Raw genomic sequence first — 17,195 nt, forward strand, 5'->3', positions numbered from 1 at the left:
CGATCGTCAACGGCGCCGGCAAGAAGGCCGACATCGAGGCGCGCGTGGCCCAGATCAAGGCGCAGATCGAGGAAACCACCTCGGACTACGACCGCGAGAAGCTCCAGGAGCGTCTTGCCAAGCTCGCGGGCGGCGTCGCGGTGATCCGCGTCGGCGGCGCGACCGAGGTCGAGGTGAAGGAGCGCAAGGATCGCGTTGATGATGCGATGCATGCGACCCGCGCGGCTGTCGAGGAAGGCATCGTCCCCGGCGGCGGCGTCGCCCTGCTCCGTGCTTCCGAGCAGCTCAAGGGCCTGCGCACCAAGAACGACGACCAGAAGACCGGCGTCGAGATCGTCCGCAAGGCGCTGTCGGCTCCCGCTCGCCAGATCGCGATCAACGCCGGTGAAGACGGCTCGGTGATCGTCGGCAAGGTGCTGGAGAACAAGTCGTACAATTACGGCTTCGACTCCCAGACCGGCGAATATGCTGACCTCGTCAAGAAGGGCATCATCGACCCGACCAAGGTGGTCCGTACCGCGATCCAGAACGCAGCTTCGGTTGCCGCGCTGCTGATCACCACGGAAGCCATGGTCGCCGAGCTGCCCAAGAAGGGCGGCGCCGGCCCCGCAATGCCCCCGGGCGGCGGCATGGGCGGCATGGACTTCTAAGCGACGAAGTCGTCCCGGACGCGGTGCAGCGCGCAGCGGTGCACCGCAGATCCGGAATCTCGCTCCAAAAATTACGAAACCCCGGCAGCGATGCCGGGGTTTTTGTTTTGTGGGCGAACTCTCTCGTCATTCCGGGCGCGCCCCCTTTGGGCGCGCCTCGGAATGACGGTGGCCTCACTCCACCTTTCCCAGCCGCTCCATGTGCGGCTCGCCGTCTTCGTCGAGCGACCAGAAGATCCGCGTCACCTTGCCGACCAGATTGTCCATCGGCACGAAACCGAACGCCGACATCATGCGGCTGTCGGTGGAATTGTCGCGGTTGTCGCCGAGCACGAAGACATGGCCTGGCGGCACCGTGTAGACGTTGGTGTTGTCGAGGAAGCCATTGTCGACGCAGTCGTAGGTCACATAGTTCGCGCCGTTCGGCAGGGTCTCGCGCCAGCGCTTGACCTTGACGCTGCCATCCATACCGCAGGCGGTGCCGGCGAGCCCGGACTCGACCGCAACGCGCGTCACCGGACGGTCGTTGAGGACGAGCCGCCCTTCCCGCATCTGGATACGGTCGCCGGGCAGCCCGACCACGCGCTTGACGTAGTCGACCGAGGTGTCCTTCGGCGCCCGGAACACCACGATGTCGCCGTGTTCGGGGTCGGCGGCAAGGACGCGGCCCGAGATCCAGAACGGCGCGAAGGGGAAGGAATAGCGGCCGTAGCCGTAGGCATATTTGGCGGCGAAGACGTAGTCGCCGACCATCAGCGTCGGGGACATCGAGCCGGAGGGGATGTTGAACGGCTGATACAGGAAGAAGCGAAACAGGAACGGCGGCGACCACAGCACCGGGATCAGCAGGATCAGGACGACGATCGCCTTCCATTCCCGCGATTGCGCCCTGGACGGCTGGGTCATTTCCGAAACACTGGTCATGCATTTGCCCTGATCAAGTCGCCTCGCGAGATTACGCAACCTTCGCGCGCGTGCAATCCCGGCTCCGTGATTTTGGTCGCATAGGCAGCGTCACGCGTTCATGGCAGGGCGACGACAACGGATATGTGAAGGGCCGCCCGTGGGCGGCCCCTCGGTTTCATGCGCTCTCGGGCGCCTTCAGGCGCACGAGCCGGGTCAGCAGGGCATCGAGGCCCTCGCCGTTGCCGGCGTGGAGATCGATGCGGCCGACCTTCTCGACCAGCCGCTCCAGCGACTCCAGCTCCTTGAGCCGCAGCAGCAGGGGGTTCTCCTCCATGAGGCGGGCGGTGTTCAGAAGCGAACGCGTCGCCGCGGTCTCTTCCTGCCGGCGGATCAGGTTCGCCTTCGCGACCCGCTCCGCCTCCACCACCTTGTTCACCAGCTCCCGGATCTCGCCGGGCAGGATCACATCCTTGACGCCGAGCTCGGTCACCTCGACACCGGACTCCGCGACGCGTGCGCGCACGTAGTCGCGCAGCTCCGCATCCAGTGCCGCCTTCGCAGACAGCACCTCGTCCAGCGTCCGGCCCGCCACCGCCTCACGGATCGCGAACTGCACCAGGCGGTACAGCCACGCATCCACGTCGGGCACGGTCGCAACCGTGCGCTCGGGATCGACCACCCGGCGGAACGCCGTCAGCGTCACCCGCAGCGCGATGCGATCCTTGGTCAGCATCTCCTGCGCGGTGATCTCGACCGCCTGGGGCCGCAGGTCGAGGCGCTTCACCTCGATCTTGCGGCCGACGGTCCAGAAGGCGTGCCGGCCGGGCGCGAGCCGCTCCACGAGCCGGCCCTCGACATAGAGCAGGCCCGCCTCGTGGTTCTCGACCACCGTCTCGCTCACGACGGTCGAACGGTTGCGCTCGATCATGGTCAGATGCCGCGCGTCGACCTTGACATCGCTGGACACATCGATGCGCTCGACATCGATGCGGGTCACGACCTTCCAGTAGACGCGCACCTGCCAGGGCGTCATCAGATGCACGGGCCGGCCGTCGAGGCTGACGATGGCAATCTCGTCCGCCTTGGTCTCGACCGCCTCGAACAGCTCGGCGGCGAGATCAGGCCGCGCGGTCTTCAGCACCGCGTAGCGATCCGCGGAGAATTCGCTGCGGACCACGTCGAGCACCTCGGCCTTCAGCTCATGCAGGGGATCGAACAGGCGATGCTTGCCGGGCGCGAGCACGCGCACGAGCTGCCCGTTGCGCGTGAGCAACGCACGCTCGCCATCCTTCACCGTCACGTTCAGCATCAGCAACTGCCAGTTCATGGCACGCCTCCTTCGTTTGCGCCCGGCCGGATGCCGGGCAACAGGTTTCGTTTGCAAAGGAATTGAGGACGCGGACGACGCTTCCCATGACATCGGCGGACCGGGGCTTGAGCTTGCACGATGACGGGCGCACGCGCGCGATCGCGCGACGCGTGTCGAGCGGTCATGCGGAGCCACCCGGCATCGGCGCAAGCGGTATCGACCCGCGGCGCAAAGCCGGTCTCACAGTGTCTAGGTTCGGACGGAAAGCCTTGCGGCAAAACGGCCGGACTGCGACTGAAGCGCGCGTCCGGTCCTCGTCAGAGGTGTCAGTTTTTCAGGCTGACCCGTAGCGCTGGAGCGGGATTCGAACCCGCGTCACGATGATTAACGTCACCTGCTCTACCCAACTGAGCTATCCTTTGTGGAGCAAGAAATCGGAATCGAACCGATGCCTTCGGAGTTTCAGCTCCGACGCTCTCCATGAGCTACATCCTGCGTCTTCATTCGGCGGAACACGAAACCGCAGAGCGGCCCGCGCCAGTCGGGATCTCAGAGAGCCCGAACCCATGGCCTAGCGAAGGAGGGCGCTAATAGACGAAGCTCGTTCGGGTTGCAAGGGGGCGGCCAGGATTTTTTCGTCGCGCCTTGCGCACTGTGACGCGGTGAGCACAACGCAATACGACGTCAGTTGCGCGACATGTCCTGGAAACACGCCCTCACCCAGTCGATCGTCACGCGCGTTGCGGCGTCGCGCTTGAGGTGGTTTTGCACGAGCAGCCAGACGTCGCGCCGTTTCGGCAGCAGCGTGGCGCGCAGACGGCGATCGCCGAGCAAATCCGTGCAGCTATGCTCCGGCAACACGCCCGCGGCCTGATGTGCGCGGATCAAATTGCGGATGACGCGGACGTTGTCGGTGACGCAGCGCGCGCGGGCTTTCTTCGTGCGCAGGAATTGCATCTCGGGAATGGCGCCCAACTCGTCCGGATAGGCGCACAGCACCGGCTCGCCTTCGGTCGCGACCGGCTCGAAATAATAGATGCGGATGTCGCCGAGCTTCGAGATCGCGAAGTCGCCCTTGTCCGGCTTGCGCAAGCGGATGGCGAGATCGGCCTCCCAGCGCGAGAACCTGACGTTCTCGCTCGACGTCAGGAATTGCAGCGTCAGGCCGGGATTGACGCGCAGGAAATCGCTCGCCCGCGGCGACAGCACTTCTTCCGCGACCGCATTGGTGGAGGCGATGCGCAGTCGTCCCACTGGCCCAGCCAGGCTCTCGCCGACGCGGCCGATCTCGGCTGCATGCGCGGCCATCGCCTCGACATGCGCGAGCACCGCCTCGCACTGCCGCGTCGGCTTGCGGACGCCGTCGGCGGCCTCGAACAGGCGCAGGCCGAGCGCGCGCTCGATGCGCGACAGCCTGCGTCCGACCGTGGTCTCGTCGATGCGCAGCCGTGCGCTGGCGCCGGCATAGGTGCCCTCGTCCCTGACGGCGGCGATGATGCGCAGGTCGTCCCAGTTCATGGCCGAAGGCTACATCGGCCGCGAGCCGCCTGCAAGATCGCAGCCACCCGCTGCAATATCCCTGCATATCGGCAGGCATTCCCGGAGCTATGTTGGCCCAGCCTTTCGCCCCGGAGATTCCAAAGATCATGACCACCGCAAAGACCCTGCTGCAGCTCGCCGGTGCCGACCTCAACCCGCCGCGTCTTGGCGACGCCGCGCTGGTGCTGATCGACATCCAGAACGAATATCTCGCGGGCCCCCTCGCCTTGCCCGACGCCCGGCCCGCGATCGCCCGGGCAGCTGCGCTGTTGGCCCGTGCGCGCGAGGCCGGCGCCGCGATCATCCACATCGCCCATCGCGGCAAGGCGGGCAGCCTGTTCGATCGGAGCGCCGACCGCGGCGCCATCGTCGCCGAGCTCAGCCCCCGTGCCGGCGAGCTGGTGATCGAGAAGGAGCTGCCCAACGCCTTTGCCGGCACCGATTTGCAGGCCCGCCTTGCCGCGACCGACAGGAAGAACCGCGTGCTGGCCGGCTTCATGACGCATATGTGCGTCAGCTCCACCGCCCGCGCTGCGCTCGACCTCGGCTTTCGCACGACGATCGATGCCGACGCCTGCGCCACGCGCGATCTGCCCGACGGACGCGGCGGCACGCTGGACGCCCGGACCATCCACGAGGTCGCACTGGCCGAGCTTTCGGACCGCTTCGCGATCATCGCGCGCGGCGACGCACTGACCTGACGGAGTGATGCGATGCTGCAACTCTATTTCTTTCCGATGGCCTGCTCGCTCTCGAGCCGCATCGCGCTGACGGAGGCGGGCCTCGACGCGCACTATCACCTCGCCCATATCTGGACCAAGACGATCGTGGACGACGGCAGCGATTTCCGCGGCGTGTCGCCAAAGGGCGCGGTGCCGGTCCTGGTGCTGGAGAACGGCGAACGGCTGACCGAAAGCGCGGCAGTGCTGCAATACATCGCCGACCTGAAACCGGAGGCAGGCCTTGCGCCGCGGTTCGGCGATCCCGATCGCTATCGCCTCCAGGAATGGCTGAGCTTCGTCGGCGCCGAGATCCACAAGGCCTTCCTGTATCCGACCTTCTGGTACAAGGACGACGCCTCGCTCGCCAAGCCGCGTGCGAGGATCGCGCAGACATTGTCGGTGCCATCAGCGCATCTGGCGGACCGCGAATTCCTCGTCGGCGATCGCTTCACCGTCGCGGATGCCCACCTCACCTGGACCTTGCTGCTGCTCCGTCCCGCAGGCGTCGACATCGCGCAATGGCCGTCGCTGGCGGCCTATCTCGAGCGCATGCAGGCGCGGCCCGCCGTGAGGGACGCGATCGCGACCGAGATGGCGCTGCGCAAGACAGTAGCGGCTAGCGCGGCGTGACAGGTCACTGGTGGAGGTGATGGCGATTAGGCTAGATCTTGTGACCGACTGACGTTTCACAACGGGAACAAGATCATGACATCGCATGGCACGGTGAAAATCCTGGCAGGCAAGGTTGCGCTGGTGACCGGCGCAGGGCGCGGACTCGGCCGCGCCTTCGCGGAGAAGCTCGCCGCGCTCGGCGCTGACGTCGCCATCCATGGCATGCGCGAGAACGGGCCGGCGGAATATGGCGAGGGCACCACCCTCACCGCGGTGGCCGCAGAGATCGGCCAGCAATTCGGCGTCCGCAGCCAGCGCGTGCTCGGAGATCTCACCAGGGGCGAGGACATCGCGCGCGTGATTGCCGAGACGGAAGACGCGCTCGGCCCGGTCGACATCCTCGTGCACAATGCCGGCGGCGACATAGCGGCCGCCGGCGGCAAGCCCGATCCGAACGACGCCGTGAACATCAAGGAGGCCGACGTGCGCGCAGTGCTGGAGCGCAATCTGCTCTCGACCATCCTGACCTGCCAGGCGGTCGCGAAAGGCATGATGGAGCGGCGATCCGGCCGCATCGTCACGCTCGGCTCGGTCGCCGCCTTCAAGGGGCGCACCCAGGGCTCGATCTACGCTGTGTCGAAGGCCGGCGTCACCCACTACACGCGATGCCTCGCCGACCAGCTCCGCCCCTACGACATCGCGGTGAACTGCATTGCGCCCGGCGATACCCGCACCGGCCGCTTCCTCGGCACGCGCGCGGTGGACCCTGACAGGATGGTCGAGACCGGCACGCTCGACCGGATCGCAACCGTCGACGAGGTCGCGCGCGTCGTCGAGTTCTTCGCAGGTCCCATGGGCGCCTTCGTCTCCGGCCAGGTGCTGCGGATCGACGGCGGCGGACAGTGCTGGCCGGGCTGAACGCTTCCAGCGAAACGCAAAAAGAAAAAGGGCCGCTACGAGCGGCCCTTTTACATTATGCGGAATGGACTGAAATCACTCGACCCGCGCCAGCACCGCGAGCTTGCGGATGCCCTTGTTGCGGTAGGCGTCGAGGAACGCGTAGTAGTCCTTGAACGACACGCAGCCGTTGGAGTCGCCGTTCGGTCCGAGCATGAAGGTGTGCGCGAGCAGGCCGTCGCGGCCATAGATCGCGCTCTCACCGCCGACCGGGGTCAGACGCAGCGCGGGCACGCCGTGGAACAGCGCTTCGCGCGGCTTCAGCGTGTAGATGTGCGGCGGCGTCACGCCGCGCATGCGGGTGCGCTGCGAGCGCGGATCGTCGAGATTGGAGCCGAGGCCGGAATGCGCCTCGAGCTTGGTGCCATCGGGCAGGTAAACAGTCTTGGCGGTGATGTCGTAGACCGCGGTGTCGCGCTCATAGGGCGGCGCGCCACCGAACATCGGGTTCTGCTCCTTCGGCGCGATCGACGCGGTGATGCTGGCATCGGCCGAGGCATAGGCGAGCAGCCCGCCGGACGGCTCGCGCTTGCCCCAGAGCTTTTCGACCATCGACTGGCGCGGACCGGTGATCGACATCACCGCGGCCTTGGCGCGATCGGCGAACGATTTCGGCTTCGCCTCGGGCGCCGGGACGATCTCGGCCGGATCGGCCGAAGCCAGCTGCATCGACGCCTCGCCGCGCTTGGCCTTGGCTACATCGGCAACCTTCTCGGTGACCTTGGCCGCGGCCGGCTTCAACACTTCCGCGACCTTCGCGATCACGCTCTGCTTCGGGGCGTCTTTGGCCACGGCAACCTGGGTTGCGGGCGCGGCGCCCGCCGCATTCGATGCCACGCCCTGGGTCGCGGCGGCGGCAAAGCGCTCGTTGAACATCTCGCGCGAGATTGGGGCTGCGACCTGGAGCCGGTCGGGCAAGAGCGCGAAGGTTTCCCTGATGGCCTCGCCGGCCTCGCGCAGCGCGACCTTGGGGGCGCGCTTGATCACGGGCTCGTCATAGCCGCTGCTGCCGACGGTCGGATAGACGCTGGCGCCGAAGACGTTGCTGTAGATGGTCCAGCCGGCGCCCATCACGACGCAGCCGATCGCGGCGGCGCCGAGCCAATTGGTGGAGGTCATTTTCCGGGAAGATTTCCGCGAATTGCTCTTCGAGAAATTTTTGGACTTCCGTGCCGCGTTACTCTGCGCAGCGATACTCGTACTCATTCGCCTTGCGTCCAGGACGGTGTCACTCAGTCCCCCTTCAAAGTGCCGCTGGTCACGATCCGGTCACAGCATCTCGCAGAGGGTCGGAGCGTCATTAAGGCGACTTTTAGTTAAATGCGGATTAAGTTCGGGCAGATGTGGGGCAACTCGTTAACGTCGTCCCATTTTGAGAAAAAGCCCGCAGAATTACGGACTTAGACGAGACTGTTAACTATAATTCTCGGCTGGATCGGGGCGGTGAGCGGACCTCTCAAGCTGCTCCCTTAAGCGCATCCAACCAAGTCCTTTTCGTGGTCATCAATGCCACCTGAACATAGCGGTGAAGCATTGCGCGAGGCTGGCGTGCCCGCCGACATCGGCCGCGCGCGATGTGCCGGCGGGAGCTCATCTGCGGCCCCGGCTCACGCGGATCGCACATCGCACAGAGCGCTCACGCAGCACGGCGCCCTGACCGAAAGTTGATCGCGCCGCTTCTGGAAAAGGTCGCTGCGAGAAAATAGCTGCCACCTCGGCACTTTTCAGCAGCCTCTGCGTGTGATACGGTACCGTATCAACATCGCCTTGAACTGTGCCGAGCACGCAAACGGAGGCTGGCATGAGAGGTATCGCGCGCGCCGGATTTTTCGCTCTGGCATGGTCGTCATTGTTGATCGGAGGCGCGGCCGCGCAGACTGCCAGTGCGGGTTGCACCGCGTCGCCGTCCGCCGCCGGCACGCAAACCTGGCGCTGCGACAACGGCATCACAATCGTTGCGGAAAGCGGCGCCAGATTTGAACTTAAGGACGCCAACCGCGACGGACATATAGACTCCGTGGAGTTGAGCAGCAAAGCGCTGCTGATCGAGGTGCCCAGGAAGCCCGGCGGCAATCCCTTCAAGGTGCTGACGCCGCAGGCGATCGCCGCAGTGCGCGGCACCAAATGGGCTGTCGATGTCGCTGACGCCAAGACCTCCGTCTTCGTCGCCGACGGCCATGTCGGCGTGAGCCGCAGGGCTCGTGGACGCGGCGTCGTGCTCGGACCGGGCGAAGGCGTCGATGTCGAGGCAACCGGCCCGCTGACCGTCAAGACATGGGGCCAGCCGCGCGTCGACGCGCTGATGGCAAGGCTGGGTCAATGAGGCCCGACGAGATTTGGACAATTGCGAGATTTGGATAATTGGAAAATTGCAGAACGACCGCATGAGTAGCCGACGCGTCCAGATCCTGGTGGCACTCGTCCTCACCGCGCTGTGGGGCGCGGGCATCTATGCCGCTCACGCCAACGGACATCTGCGCTTTCTCGACCGGCTCGAAGCGACATTGACGGACTGGCGAACCCAGATCCGCGGCGTGCAGTCTCCCCCGGATCTCGTCACCATCGTCGCAATCGACGATACCGTGGTGAAGCGCGGCGGCAGCTATCCGCTGCCGCGCGCCGATCTCGCGCGCGTCGTCGACACCATCGTGCAATTCAAGCCGAAGGTCGTGGCGATCGACCTGCTGCTGGTCGACCGCAGCGCCGCGATCGGCGATGCAACGCTGGCAAACACGCTGGCGACCGGCCCGATGGTCCTCGCCGCGGCAGCGATCTTCCCGTCCGCCAGCGAGACGGTGGAGCCCGGCAGCCAGGGCCCCCTCGCCGTCCTGCCGCAGGCCGAGCGCTTCCTGCTGCCGTTACCGGCATTCGCCGATCATGCCGAGGTCGGCGTCGTCAACGTCGCGACGGGACAGTCGGGCTCGCCGCTCTCGGTGCCGATGCTGTTCCGGACGCGCGACAAGGTCGAGCTGTCGTTCCCTTTGCGCGTCGCGACCCGCGCGCTCGACAAGCCGCTGACGATCGCGCCGGACCATCTCATGCTCGGCGACCGCGCGGTGCCGACCGACACCGACTTCGCCCTGCCGATCACCTATTACGGCCCGCGCCGCACCATCCGCACCGTCAGCGCTCAGAGCATCTTCGACGGCACGCTCAATCGCGCGGCGATCGAGAACCGGATCGTCGTGATCGGGGCCTCGGTCGCCGGCGGCGGCGACTTCTATCCGACACCGTTCGATTCCCTGATGCCCGGCGTCGAGGTGGTCTCGACCGCGATCACCCATCTGGTCGCCGGCGACGGCATCGTGCGCGACCGCAGGGTCCATGTCGCCGACGCGCTCGCCGCGATCCTGCTGCCGATGCTGCTGGTCGGCCTGCTCGCCTGGCGGCGCAGCGCGCTCGGCATCATGGCGGCGACCGCGGTGATGATCGCCTGGGCCGGCCTCAATTTGCTTGCATTCACGCATGGCGTCTGGCTGAACGCCGCAACCACGCTCGCCGCCGCCGTGCCGCCGGTCGCGGTCTTTGCCGGCGTGCAGCTGTGGGCGGGAGGCCGCCGCACGCAATATCTCGCCGCCAAGAGCAGGTCGCTGGCGCAATTCCAGGCCCCCGCGATGCAGGAATGGCTGGCACGCGATCCGAATTTCCTGTCCAAACCCGTCCGGCAAGACGCAGCCGTGGTCTTCATCGATCTCTCCGGTTTCACGACGCTCAGCGAACGGATCGATCCGGACGAGCTGCAGGATCTGCTGAAGGCGTTCCACGCGCGGATCGACAGAGCCGCGGTCGATTGCGGCGGCATGATCACCGGATTTCTCGGCGACGGCGCCATGATCCTGTTTGGCCTGCCCGGCGCGATGCCCGATGATGCGGCGCGCGCGCTGAAATGTTCGATCGACCTGTATCGCAGCGTCGATCGCTGGATCGCTTCGCTGCCATCAGCGATGCGCGGCCAGCTCGGTTTCAAGATCGGCGCGCATTTCGGCCCGATCGTCGCCTCCCGTCTCGGCGAAAGCCACCAGCACATCACGGCGACGGGCGACACCGTCAACGTCGCAAGCCGCTTGATGGAGGTTGCCGCCCAGAACCGTGCGCGGCTGGCGCTGACCGACACGCTGCTGGATGCGGCCGACTTCCAAGGCACTGTCCAAGGCGCTCCCGACGGCATCCTGTCCGGCCCCCTGCTCACGCAGGTCCGCGGCCGCTCCGGTGTCGTGACCGTCTGGTTCTGGCGGGATCAGGACGGGCCGAGCCAGCCTGCGGCGAAGGCTGAGATGATCGACTGAATAGCCGTAGCTATCCGCCTAACACTCCGCTGTCGTCCCGGCGCAGGCCGGGACCCATACCGCGTGATCTATCGATGAGCGCCGGTGCTTGTACCGCGCGAAGTCCTGCTCACTACCAGTCTTCACCAAACCTCTCCCTGGGGGTATGGGTCCCGGCCTTCGCCGGGACGACGGTGGGGAGGCAGTGAAGCCTCCTCGCGGACCGTTACCGCGCTTCCGGCGGCGGCGAGCGGTCCAGCACGTCGCCCTTGGCGCCTTCGAGCAGATCGATGCCGTAGGTCTCGACCACGAGCGGGCCGCGCTTGCGCTGCAATTGCGCGACCTGCGTGACCTTCGCAAAGAGGTCGTTGAGGACTGGGTGACCGCCGGGCCGGAGCTCGTCGACATAGATCAGCTTGCCGGCGAGCAGCTTTGGATCCGGCTCGCCCATATTGACCCAGCGGATGCGCTGGTTCTGCTGCACCACGCAGGTGCCGCGCGGCAGATAGAAGGCGAGCCAGCCCGTGGTGCCGTAGTCCGGCGCAAGCACGCAGGTCGCATTGTTGCTCACACGCGCGGCTTCGATCCCGGCGGCGAGCTCGCGCCAGCCGACGCCGACGCTGCGCACGGTCGCATCGCGGCGATAACCGGACAGCCAGCCGGTGTTGGCCTGCACGATGAGCGCGGCAAACATCACGATGCCGACGGGCGCGGCCCAGCGCAGGCAGAAATCCACCAGACGTCGCTCGCGCGGCTTCCACTGCACGAGGTTGGCAGCGGCGGCCGCGGCGACGACGAAGGGCGGGTAGACCGGCGCGAACCAGTTGGCCTCGACGCGGGCATGCAGCGAATGCCAGACGAAATAGGCAACGATGGTCCAGAACATCGTCTCGATCAGCACCCGCGAGGCCAGCGCGCCGGCCCGGCGCCAGGTCAGCGCGTGCAGGCCCATCGCGCCGAGGATGAAGACGAGCGGGGTCGCGAACGCGATCTGGGTCGGGATCAGCTCGGCGATGAAGACCGGGCGGAAATCCTCGATCTTCGCGCGGCCGAGCTGCTTTGCGAACGAGACCCATTGATGGTCCGCGTTCCAGAGGATCACCGGCGAGAACAGCGCCAAGGCAACGAGGCCGCCGAGATACGGCCAGGGCGAGAGAAACCAGCGCCGTAGTTTCGGCACGGCGGCGAGCCAAATCAGGATCGCGAGCCCAAAGAACATCGCGGTGTATTTCGACAGCAGCGCCGCGCCGACGGCGGCGCCGACCGCAAGCCACCAGGCACCGCGGCCGGTCTCCAGCACTTTGGCGAGGAAGAACAGCACGAAGCTGGAGGCGACCAGCAGCGGCGCATCGGGCGTGACGATCATCGTGCCGACGGAGGCCAGCAGCGTCACGTTGAGCAGGATGACGCTGGTTGCAGCCACGCGCGCACCGCCGAATAGAATCGCGGCGGAACGGTAGATCGCATAGCTCATCGGCAGCGCGAGCAGGATCGAGACCAGGCGGACGCCGAGCTCGGTGTCGCCGGCGATCATGGTGCCGGCGCGGATCACATAGGCGACCATCGGCGGGTGATCGTAGTAGCCTCCGGCGAGGCTCTTCGACCACATCCAGTAATAGGCTTCGTCGAAGGTGATCGGCGTGAAAGCGGCCGCGACGAGCCGCAGGCCGACCAGCGCAAGAATCGCCAGCGCCGTGTTGCGGACGATCCGCGCGTCAGCCCCGCCCATTACCCGTTTCCTCGGCGCGCTATTTCTTGCGCCAGACGAACAGTCCGGACATCGCGTAGTTCCACACCACGCCCATCAGGGCCCCGGCCAAGCCGGCCAGCCACCAGATCGGCTCCTGGTCGTAGACCGAGAAGGCGACGCCGACATTGGCGAGCAGGCCGACGCTGCACACGATGTAGAAGGCGATCAGGCCGCGCAGCAGCGCAAACCCCTTCAGCCGCTGGTCGCGATAGGTGAGGAAGTTGTTGAGGACGAAATTGCTGGTCATGGCGACGATGGCGCCCGCGGCCTGTGCCTCCGCGAACGGGGCCTTGAACAGCTGAAGGCCGATGAACAACGTGGTGAGATGCACGACGAGGCCGATGCCGCCGACCATCGCGAACAGGATGAAGCGCAGCGAGACGATGTCGTTGCTCAGCTTCGCCAGCACGAGGCCGAGGAAGTCGAGCGCGACCATGGAATCGAGCTTGCTCTCGCCGTGCTGGCGGGCGCCGAAGGTATAGGGAATCTCGACCGCGCGCAGGGTGCCGTGGGCGGTGGCGACGAGATCGAGCAGGATCTTGAAGCCGTGCACCGACAGTTTTGGCGCGAGTTCCTCGAAACGGTCGCGGCGAACCATGAAGAAGCCGCTCATGGGATCGGCGATCTCGACCCGCAGCATCTTCCTGGCGACCTCGGTCGCCACCGCGCTGGCGCCGGCGCGCTGCTTGTTGAAACCTTCGCTCTTGTAACCCTCGATGTAGCGGCTGCCGACCACGAGCTCGGCCTGGTCGCTCGCGAGCAGCAACAGCATCTTGGGCAGCTGAGTCTCGTCGTGCTGGAGGTCGGCGTCGATCACGGCCACATAGGGCGCGCTGGAGGCCAGGATGCCTTCGATGCAGGCGCCCGACAGACCGCGCCGGCCGATGCGCCGGACACAGCGCACGCGGTTGTCGCGCTGCGCCAGCGCGCGGACGACGTCCCAGGTGCCGTCGGGCGAATTGTCGTCGACGAACACGACTTCCCAGGCGACGTTGGCAAGCGTCGCCTCCAGCCGCCGGTACAGAACCGTGACGTTGTCGCGCTCGTTGAAGGTCGGGACGATGACCGACAGTTCCGGCCCTTCTTGAGCCTGCGGCGGGGAATCGGGGCCCGGTCTGATCGCTTCGTTCATGACGCCAGCGTATATCCGCCGCGTCCCGCGCTGCCAAGAACTTGCGTGACCAAGCCGGGTTTCTGTGGGAATGGCCCCAAAAGGGGGCTTAAAATGCCAACGACCCCGGAACGGCGGACCGCGCGTACATCCGGCGCAGCCCAAGCTATTCCAAGGTCGTCCCAGCGCCGGAGTTTTCGCTCAACGTCGCCGTTACAAGCTAAATGGGGACGGCAAAACCGCTTTGCAAGGGGCCGAAGCACCCTTTTTCAGGCCCGTTACTGGTTCGGGACTTCCTTGATCACCGGACCGCGCGGCGCGGGCGCGGCGGGTGCTACCGGCGCCGCAGCCGAGGCTGGCTCGACCTTGGCCGGCTTGGGCGGCTTGCCGTACTGGCCGATCGGCCCGAAGACGACGGCGACCGCAAGCACGACCGCCGCGACGATCGCGCCCAGAATGCCACCCACCGACTCAGACGCCATGGAAACCCATCCCTGCTCCAGATGCGCCCAGTGATACCATGGATGAGCGCAGAGCCGGAAGGGCTGCCCAAGGGCGAATAGCGAATGGCGAGTAGCGAATGAGGCAACCGGCCTTCCGCCCCCATTCCCTACTTCTGCGGCGGCCGGTGCCTGACGAAGGCTGTCACGATGTCCTTCTGCGCCGACTCCACCGCCCTGTTCGCGGTGGCGAGATGGGCGCCGCCGTCGATGTTCGGATATTGCGTGGTGAGATAGTCGAGCAAGGCCACCCGGTAATATTGCCGCTCCGACGGACAGGCGCCGGCGACCGAGCGACCGAAATCCTGTTCCGACATGCCTTGATTGCTGTCGCGCGAATATTCCCGCGCCAGGCAATGCCAGTAATCGTCTCGGCCCTGCATGGCGAGCTTCTGCGCGCCCTTGTCATCGTCGTCATCGGCCATGACTGAAGACATCATGGCAGCAGATGTCATCATGACGAGCGCCGCTCCCACCATCAGCATCCGCATCTTGTTCTCCTTTTTTGCAGATCCCGCTGGCGAGCTTAGACGGGACGTCGCAACTGGCCAATCACAACTGGTTTGACTAGGATGGAGGCCCTCCCCTCCGTCGATGCGAGATCCTCCCGTGGCCAAAGCAAAAACCGCGTCAAAAAAATCCGGCAACATCTTCATCGGCATCGGCGGCTGGACCTTCGAGCCCTGGCGCGGCGTGTTCTATCCGGAAAAGCTGACGCAGGCCAAGGAGCTGTCCTATGCGGCCTCGAACCTGACCTCGATCGAGATCAACGGCACCTATTATGGCTCGCAGAAACCGGAGAGCTTTCGCAAATGGGCGAGCGAAGTGCCTGATGGATTCGTGTTCTCGGTGAAAGGGCCGCGCTTCGCCACCAATCGCCGCGTGCTCGCGGAGGCCGGCGATTCCATCAAGCGGTTCTATGATTCCGGCGTGCTGGAACTCGGCGATCATCTGGGACCGGTGCTGTGGCAGTTCGCGCCGACGAAAAAGTTCGACGGCGCCGATTTCGGCAAGTTCCTGGAGCTGTTGCCGCGCAAGCTCGAGGGGCGCGCACTGCGCCACGTCGTCGAGGTCCGCCACGACAGTTTTTGCACGCCGGACTTCGTCGCGCTGATCCGCAAGTTCGAGACGCCGGTGGTGTTCGCCGAGCACGGCAAATATCCGGCCATTGCCGACGTCGCCGGTGACTTCGTCTATGCCCGGCTGCAGAAGGGCAATGACGAGATCAAGACCTGCTATCCGCCAAAGCAGCTCGACGCCTGGGCTGAGCGCTTTCAGGCCTGGGCCGAGGGCGGTGAACCGGACGACCTGCCGAAGGTTGACAAGGCCAAGCCCGAGAAAGAGCCGCGCGACGTGTTCGCATACGTCATCCACGAGGGCAAGGTGCGCGCGCCTCACGGCGCCATGGAACTGATCGCGCGGGTGAGCTGAGGATGGTTCATGGCAAAGGCGAAAAAGCTCTTCACGATCGGCTATGAGCAGACGCCGCCCAAGGCGGTGCTCGACGAGCTGGAAGAAGCCGGCGTCAAGCTCGTGGTCGACGTGCGCGCGGTGACGTCGTCACGGCGCCCGGGCTTTTCCAAGAAGCAGCTTGCCGCGGGTCTCGACGAGCGCGGCATCGCCTATGTCCATCTCGCCGCGCTCGGCACGCCGAAGGAAGGCCGCCTCGCCGCGCGCAGCGGCCAGTACGATGTGCTGGAGAAGATCTACTCAAAGCACCTGAAGACGCCGCAGGCCAAAGAAGAGATGGACGAGCTCTCCGCGCTGGTGAAGAAGGCCGGCCCCGTCTGCCTGCTCTGCTACGAACGCGACCACACCCATTGCCACCGCCAGATGATCGCGGAGATCATCGAGGAGCGCGATGGCGTGGCGGTGAAGAATCTGGCTGGGCGGCAGGTCTGATCGGCCTCACCGTCATGCCCGGGCATGACGACGGGAAAAACTATCTCACCCCTCCCCCGCCAGCCTGAACATCCCCTCCATCATCTGCACGCAGCTGCCGCCGACATGGGCGGAGACGATCTTGCCGTCCTGCTTGCGCACACGCGTCAGCAACAGGCTCGGACGACCCATGTCAAAACCCTGGCCGACCGTCAGCTTCAACTCGCCATCGCGCGTGGGATCGAGATCGGCGAACAGCGCGGCGGCTGCGACCGTCGCGCTGCCGGTGGCGGGGTCCTCGGCGAGGCCGCCGGCGCCACGCATGAACATGCGCGCCTGGCGCTCGCTGGGCGCCTCCGAGGCGGGCACATCACGGGTATAGAACCAAACCGAGCGGGCGTCGTCGCGCGGCAATACTCTGCCGAACGCGGCCGCGTCGGGCCTCGCCCGCTTGAGAGCATCGCGCGAATGCACCTCCGCCACCAGGAACGGCGTTCCGACGCCGACGACTTGCGGCGCGTGGCGATCGATCCTGATATCATCGGCAGTCAACGAGATGCAGGCCGCGACGTCAGCGGCGGAAACTTCCGCCAATCGCGACAGCGGCTGCGGCGCGGTCAGCTCGGTGCTGATGACCCTTCCCTGCTCGCGAAAAATGTCGACCGGCACGAGACCCGCTCTCTCCTCGAACAGCAGGCGCGGCTTCGGCTCCTTCGCGAGGCTCGCCAGCACGAAGGCCGTGCCGACATTGGGATGGCCCGCAAAGGGCATTTCCCTGACCGGCGTGAAGATGCGTACCTCGGCATCATTGGCCTTGTCGCGCGGCGGCAGCACGAAGGTCGTCTCGGAATAGTTGAACTCGGTCGCGATCGCCTGCATCTGCTGTGTGGAGAGCCCAGCGGCGTCGAGCACCACGGCAAGCTGGTTGCCGCCGAAGGCGCGGTCGGTGAACACGTCGACGGTGATGTAGCGGCGCTGCATCGTCACTTCCCC

Annotated in this window: 17 protein-coding genes and 2 tRNA genes; 8 read left to right on the forward strand and 11 right to left on the reverse strand. The window is 65.9% G+C overall.

Translation table 11 applies throughout. The annotated features are described in order from the left end of the window. A partial coding sequence (locus tag RAD15_RS29670) for a TCP-1/cpn60 chaperonin family protein (protein WP_458181762.1) occupies positions 1 to 650 on the forward strand: 650 nt, incomplete at its 5' end. Positions 651 to 824: 174 nt separating this feature from the next. Here the strand turns inward: RAD15_RS29670 and lepB are convergent. From lepB to RAD15_RS29695, 5 genes are all read right to left on the reverse strand, one after another. Further along, positions 825 to 1,574: a signal peptidase I gene (gene lepB / locus RAD15_RS29675; RefSeq protein ID WP_458181763.1), complete on the reverse strand. Its 750-nt coding sequence runs from the start codon at positions 1,572 to 1,574 to the stop codon at positions 825 to 827. 157 nt (positions 1,575 to 1,731) lie between these two features. After that, positions 1,732 to 2,883 carry a slipin family protein gene (locus RAD15_RS29680; protein ID WP_458181764.1) on the reverse strand — a complete coding sequence of 384 codons (1,152 nt, stop codon included), beginning with the start codon at positions 2,881 to 2,883 and terminating at the stop codon, positions 1,732 to 1,734. 332 nt (positions 2,884 to 3,215) lie between these two features. Further along, positions 3,216 to 3,282, reverse strand: a tRNA-OTHER gene (locus RAD15_RS29685). A 5-nt stretch (positions 3,283 to 3,287) separates the two neighbouring features. Continuing rightward, positions 3,288 to 3,361, reverse strand: a tRNA-Phe gene (locus tag RAD15_RS29690). 188 nt (positions 3,362 to 3,549) lie between these two features. Next, entirely contained in the window at positions 3,550 to 4,383 is an 834-nt protein-coding gene (locus RAD15_RS29695; RefSeq protein WP_458181765.1) for a LysR family transcriptional regulator, read from the reverse strand. Positions 4,384 to 4,511: 128 nt separating this feature from the next. Here RAD15_RS29695 and RAD15_RS29700 point away from each other — a divergent pair, with 128 nt between their 5' ends. From RAD15_RS29700 to RAD15_RS29710, 3 genes are all read left to right on the forward strand, one after another. Further along, a complete protein-coding gene (locus RAD15_RS29700) occupies positions 4,512 to 5,105 on the forward strand; it encodes a cysteine hydrolase family protein (RefSeq protein ID WP_458181766.1) in 594 nt (197 codons plus the stop codon). 12 nt (positions 5,106 to 5,117) lie between these two features. Then, the gene (locus RAD15_RS29705) at positions 5,118 to 5,756 is read left to right on the forward strand and encodes a glutathione binding-like protein (protein WP_458181767.1); all 639 of its coding nucleotides are present in this window, start codon (positions 5,118 to 5,120) and stop codon (positions 5,754 to 5,756) included. 75 nt (positions 5,757 to 5,831) lie between these two features. After that, entirely contained in the window at positions 5,832 to 6,656 is an 825-nt protein-coding gene (locus RAD15_RS29710; protein WP_458181768.1) for an SDR family NAD(P)-dependent oxidoreductase, read from the forward strand. A 75-nt stretch (positions 6,657 to 6,731) separates the two neighbouring features. On the opposite strand, the gene RAD15_RS29715 is transcribed toward RAD15_RS29710, so the two are convergent. Then, entirely contained in the window at positions 6,732 to 7,814 is a 1,083-nt protein-coding gene (locus tag RAD15_RS29715) for a DUF2778 domain-containing protein (protein WP_458181769.1), read from the reverse strand. Between the two features lie 682 nt (positions 7,815 to 8,496). On the opposite strand from RAD15_RS29715, the gene RAD15_RS29720 reads away from it, so the two are divergent. Both RAD15_RS29720 and RAD15_RS29725 read left to right on the forward strand, forming a co-directional pair. Beyond that, the gene (locus RAD15_RS29720; RefSeq protein ID WP_458181770.1) at positions 8,497 to 9,018 is read left to right on the forward strand and encodes a FecR domain-containing protein; all 522 of its coding nucleotides are present in this window, start codon (positions 8,497 to 8,499) and stop codon (positions 9,016 to 9,018) included. A gap of 61 nt (positions 9,019 to 9,079) precedes the next feature. Next, the gene (locus tag RAD15_RS29725) at positions 9,080 to 10,981 is read left to right on the forward strand and encodes a CHASE2 domain-containing protein (RefSeq protein ID WP_458181771.1); all 1,902 of its coding nucleotides are present in this window, start codon (positions 9,080 to 9,082) and stop codon (positions 10,979 to 10,981) included. A 205-nt stretch (positions 10,982 to 11,186) separates the two neighbouring features. On the opposite strand, the gene RAD15_RS29730 is transcribed toward RAD15_RS29725, so the two are convergent. From RAD15_RS29730 to RAD15_RS29745, 4 genes are all read right to left on the reverse strand, one after another. Further along, complete coding sequence (locus tag RAD15_RS29730; RefSeq protein WP_458181772.1) at positions 11,187 to 12,689, reverse strand: glycosyltransferase family 39 protein; 1,503 nt, start codon at positions 12,687 to 12,689, stop codon at positions 11,187 to 11,189. 19 nt (positions 12,690 to 12,708) lie between these two features. Next, positions 12,709 to 13,842, reverse strand: a complete 1,134-nt coding sequence (locus RAD15_RS29735; protein ID WP_458181773.1) for a glycosyltransferase family 2 protein — start codon at positions 13,840 to 13,842, stop codon at positions 12,709 to 12,711. Between the two features lie 257 nt (positions 13,843 to 14,099). Next, positions 14,100 to 14,303 (reverse strand): hypothetical protein, encoded by a 204-nt coding sequence (locus RAD15_RS29740; RefSeq protein ID WP_458181774.1) that lies wholly within the window; start codon positions 14,301 to 14,303, stop codon positions 14,100 to 14,102. Positions 14,304 to 14,431: 128 nt separating this feature from the next. Beyond that, positions 14,432 to 14,812: a hypothetical protein gene (locus RAD15_RS29745; protein WP_458181775.1), complete on the reverse strand. Its 381-nt coding sequence runs from the start codon at positions 14,810 to 14,812 to the stop codon at positions 14,432 to 14,434. 103 nt (positions 14,813 to 14,915) lie between these two features. On the opposite strand from RAD15_RS29745, the gene RAD15_RS29750 reads away from it, so the two are divergent. Both RAD15_RS29750 and RAD15_RS29755 read left to right on the forward strand, forming a co-directional pair. Then, on the forward strand, positions 14,916 to 15,752 hold the full coding sequence (locus RAD15_RS29750; RefSeq protein ID WP_458181776.1) for a DUF72 domain-containing protein: 837 nt from the start codon (positions 14,916 to 14,918) through the stop codon (positions 15,750 to 15,752). Between the two features lie 9 nt (positions 15,753 to 15,761). Beyond that, positions 15,762 to 16,223 carry a DUF488 domain-containing protein gene (locus tag RAD15_RS29755; RefSeq protein ID WP_458181777.1) on the forward strand — a complete coding sequence of 154 codons (462 nt, stop codon included), beginning with the start codon at positions 15,762 to 15,764 and terminating at the stop codon, positions 16,221 to 16,223. A gap of 45 nt (positions 16,224 to 16,268) precedes the next feature. Here the strand turns inward: RAD15_RS29755 and RAD15_RS29760 are convergent, their stop codons facing one another. After that, entirely contained in the window at positions 16,269 to 17,183 is a 915-nt protein-coding gene (locus RAD15_RS29760; protein ID WP_458181778.1) for a PhzF family phenazine biosynthesis protein, read from the reverse strand. Between the last annotated feature and the right edge of the window lie 12 nt (positions 17,184 to 17,195).

This window comes from Bradyrhizobium sp. 14AA (genome assembly GCF_054185205.1).

Bases quoted from the DNA above. Each gene is read 5' to 3' on its own strand.
- RAD15_RS29750 (WP_458181776.1), top strand. From the start codon at position 14,916: ATGCGAGATCCTCCCGTGGCCAAAGCAAAAACCGCGTCAAAAAAATCC.
- RAD15_RS29720 (WP_458181770.1), top strand. From the start codon at position 8,497: ATGAGAGGTATCGCGCGCGCCGGATTTTTCGCTCTGGCATGGTCGTCA.
- RAD15_RS29710 (WP_458181768.1), top strand. From the start codon at position 5,832: ATGACATCGCATGGCACGGTGAAAATCCTGGCAGGCAAGGTTGCGCTG.
- RAD15_RS29740 (WP_458181774.1), bottom strand. From the start codon at position 14,303: ATGGCGTCTGAGTCGGTGGGTGGCATTCTGGGCGCGATCGTCGCGGCG.
- RAD15_RS29760 (WP_458181778.1), bottom strand. From the start codon at position 17,183: ATGCAGCGCCGCTACATCACCGTCGACGTGTTCACCGACCGCGCCTTC.
- RAD15_RS29700 (WP_458181766.1), top strand. From the start codon at position 4,512: ATGACCACCGCAAAGACCCTGCTGCAGCTCGCCGGTGCCGACCTCAAC.
- RAD15_RS29735 (WP_458181773.1), bottom strand. From the start codon at position 13,842: ATGAACGAAGCGATCAGACCGGGCCCCGATTCCCCGCCGCAGGCTCAA.
- lepB (WP_458181763.1), bottom strand. From the start codon at position 1,574: ATGACCAGTGTTTCGGAAATGACCCAGCCGTCCAGGGCGCAATCGCGG.
- RAD15_RS29705 (WP_458181767.1), top strand. From the start codon at position 5,118: ATGCTGCAACTCTATTTCTTTCCGATGGCCTGCTCGCTCTCGAGCCGC.
- RAD15_RS29715 (WP_458181769.1), bottom strand. From the start codon at position 7,814: ATGACCTCCACCAATTGGCTCGGCGCCGCCGCGATCGGCTGCGTCGTG.
- RAD15_RS29680 (WP_458181764.1), bottom strand. From the start codon at position 2,883: ATGAACTGGCAGTTGCTGATGCTGAACGTGACGGTGAAGGATGGCGAG.
- RAD15_RS29695 (WP_458181765.1), bottom strand. From the start codon at position 4,383: ATGAACTGGGACGACCTGCGCATCATCGCCGCCGTCAGGGACGAGGGC.
- RAD15_RS29745 (WP_458181775.1), bottom strand. From the start codon at position 14,812: ATGCGGATGCTGATGGTGGGAGCGGCGCTCGTCATGATGACATCTGCT.
- RAD15_RS29725 (WP_458181771.1), top strand. From the start codon at position 9,080: ATGAGTAGCCGACGCGTCCAGATCCTGGTGGCACTCGTCCTCACCGCG.
- RAD15_RS29755 (WP_458181777.1), top strand. From the start codon at position 15,762: ATGGCAAAGGCGAAAAAGCTCTTCACGATCGGCTATGAGCAGACGCCG.
- RAD15_RS29730 (WP_458181772.1), bottom strand. From the start codon at position 12,689: ATGGGCGGGGCTGACGCGCGGATCGTCCGCAACACGGCGCTGGCGATT.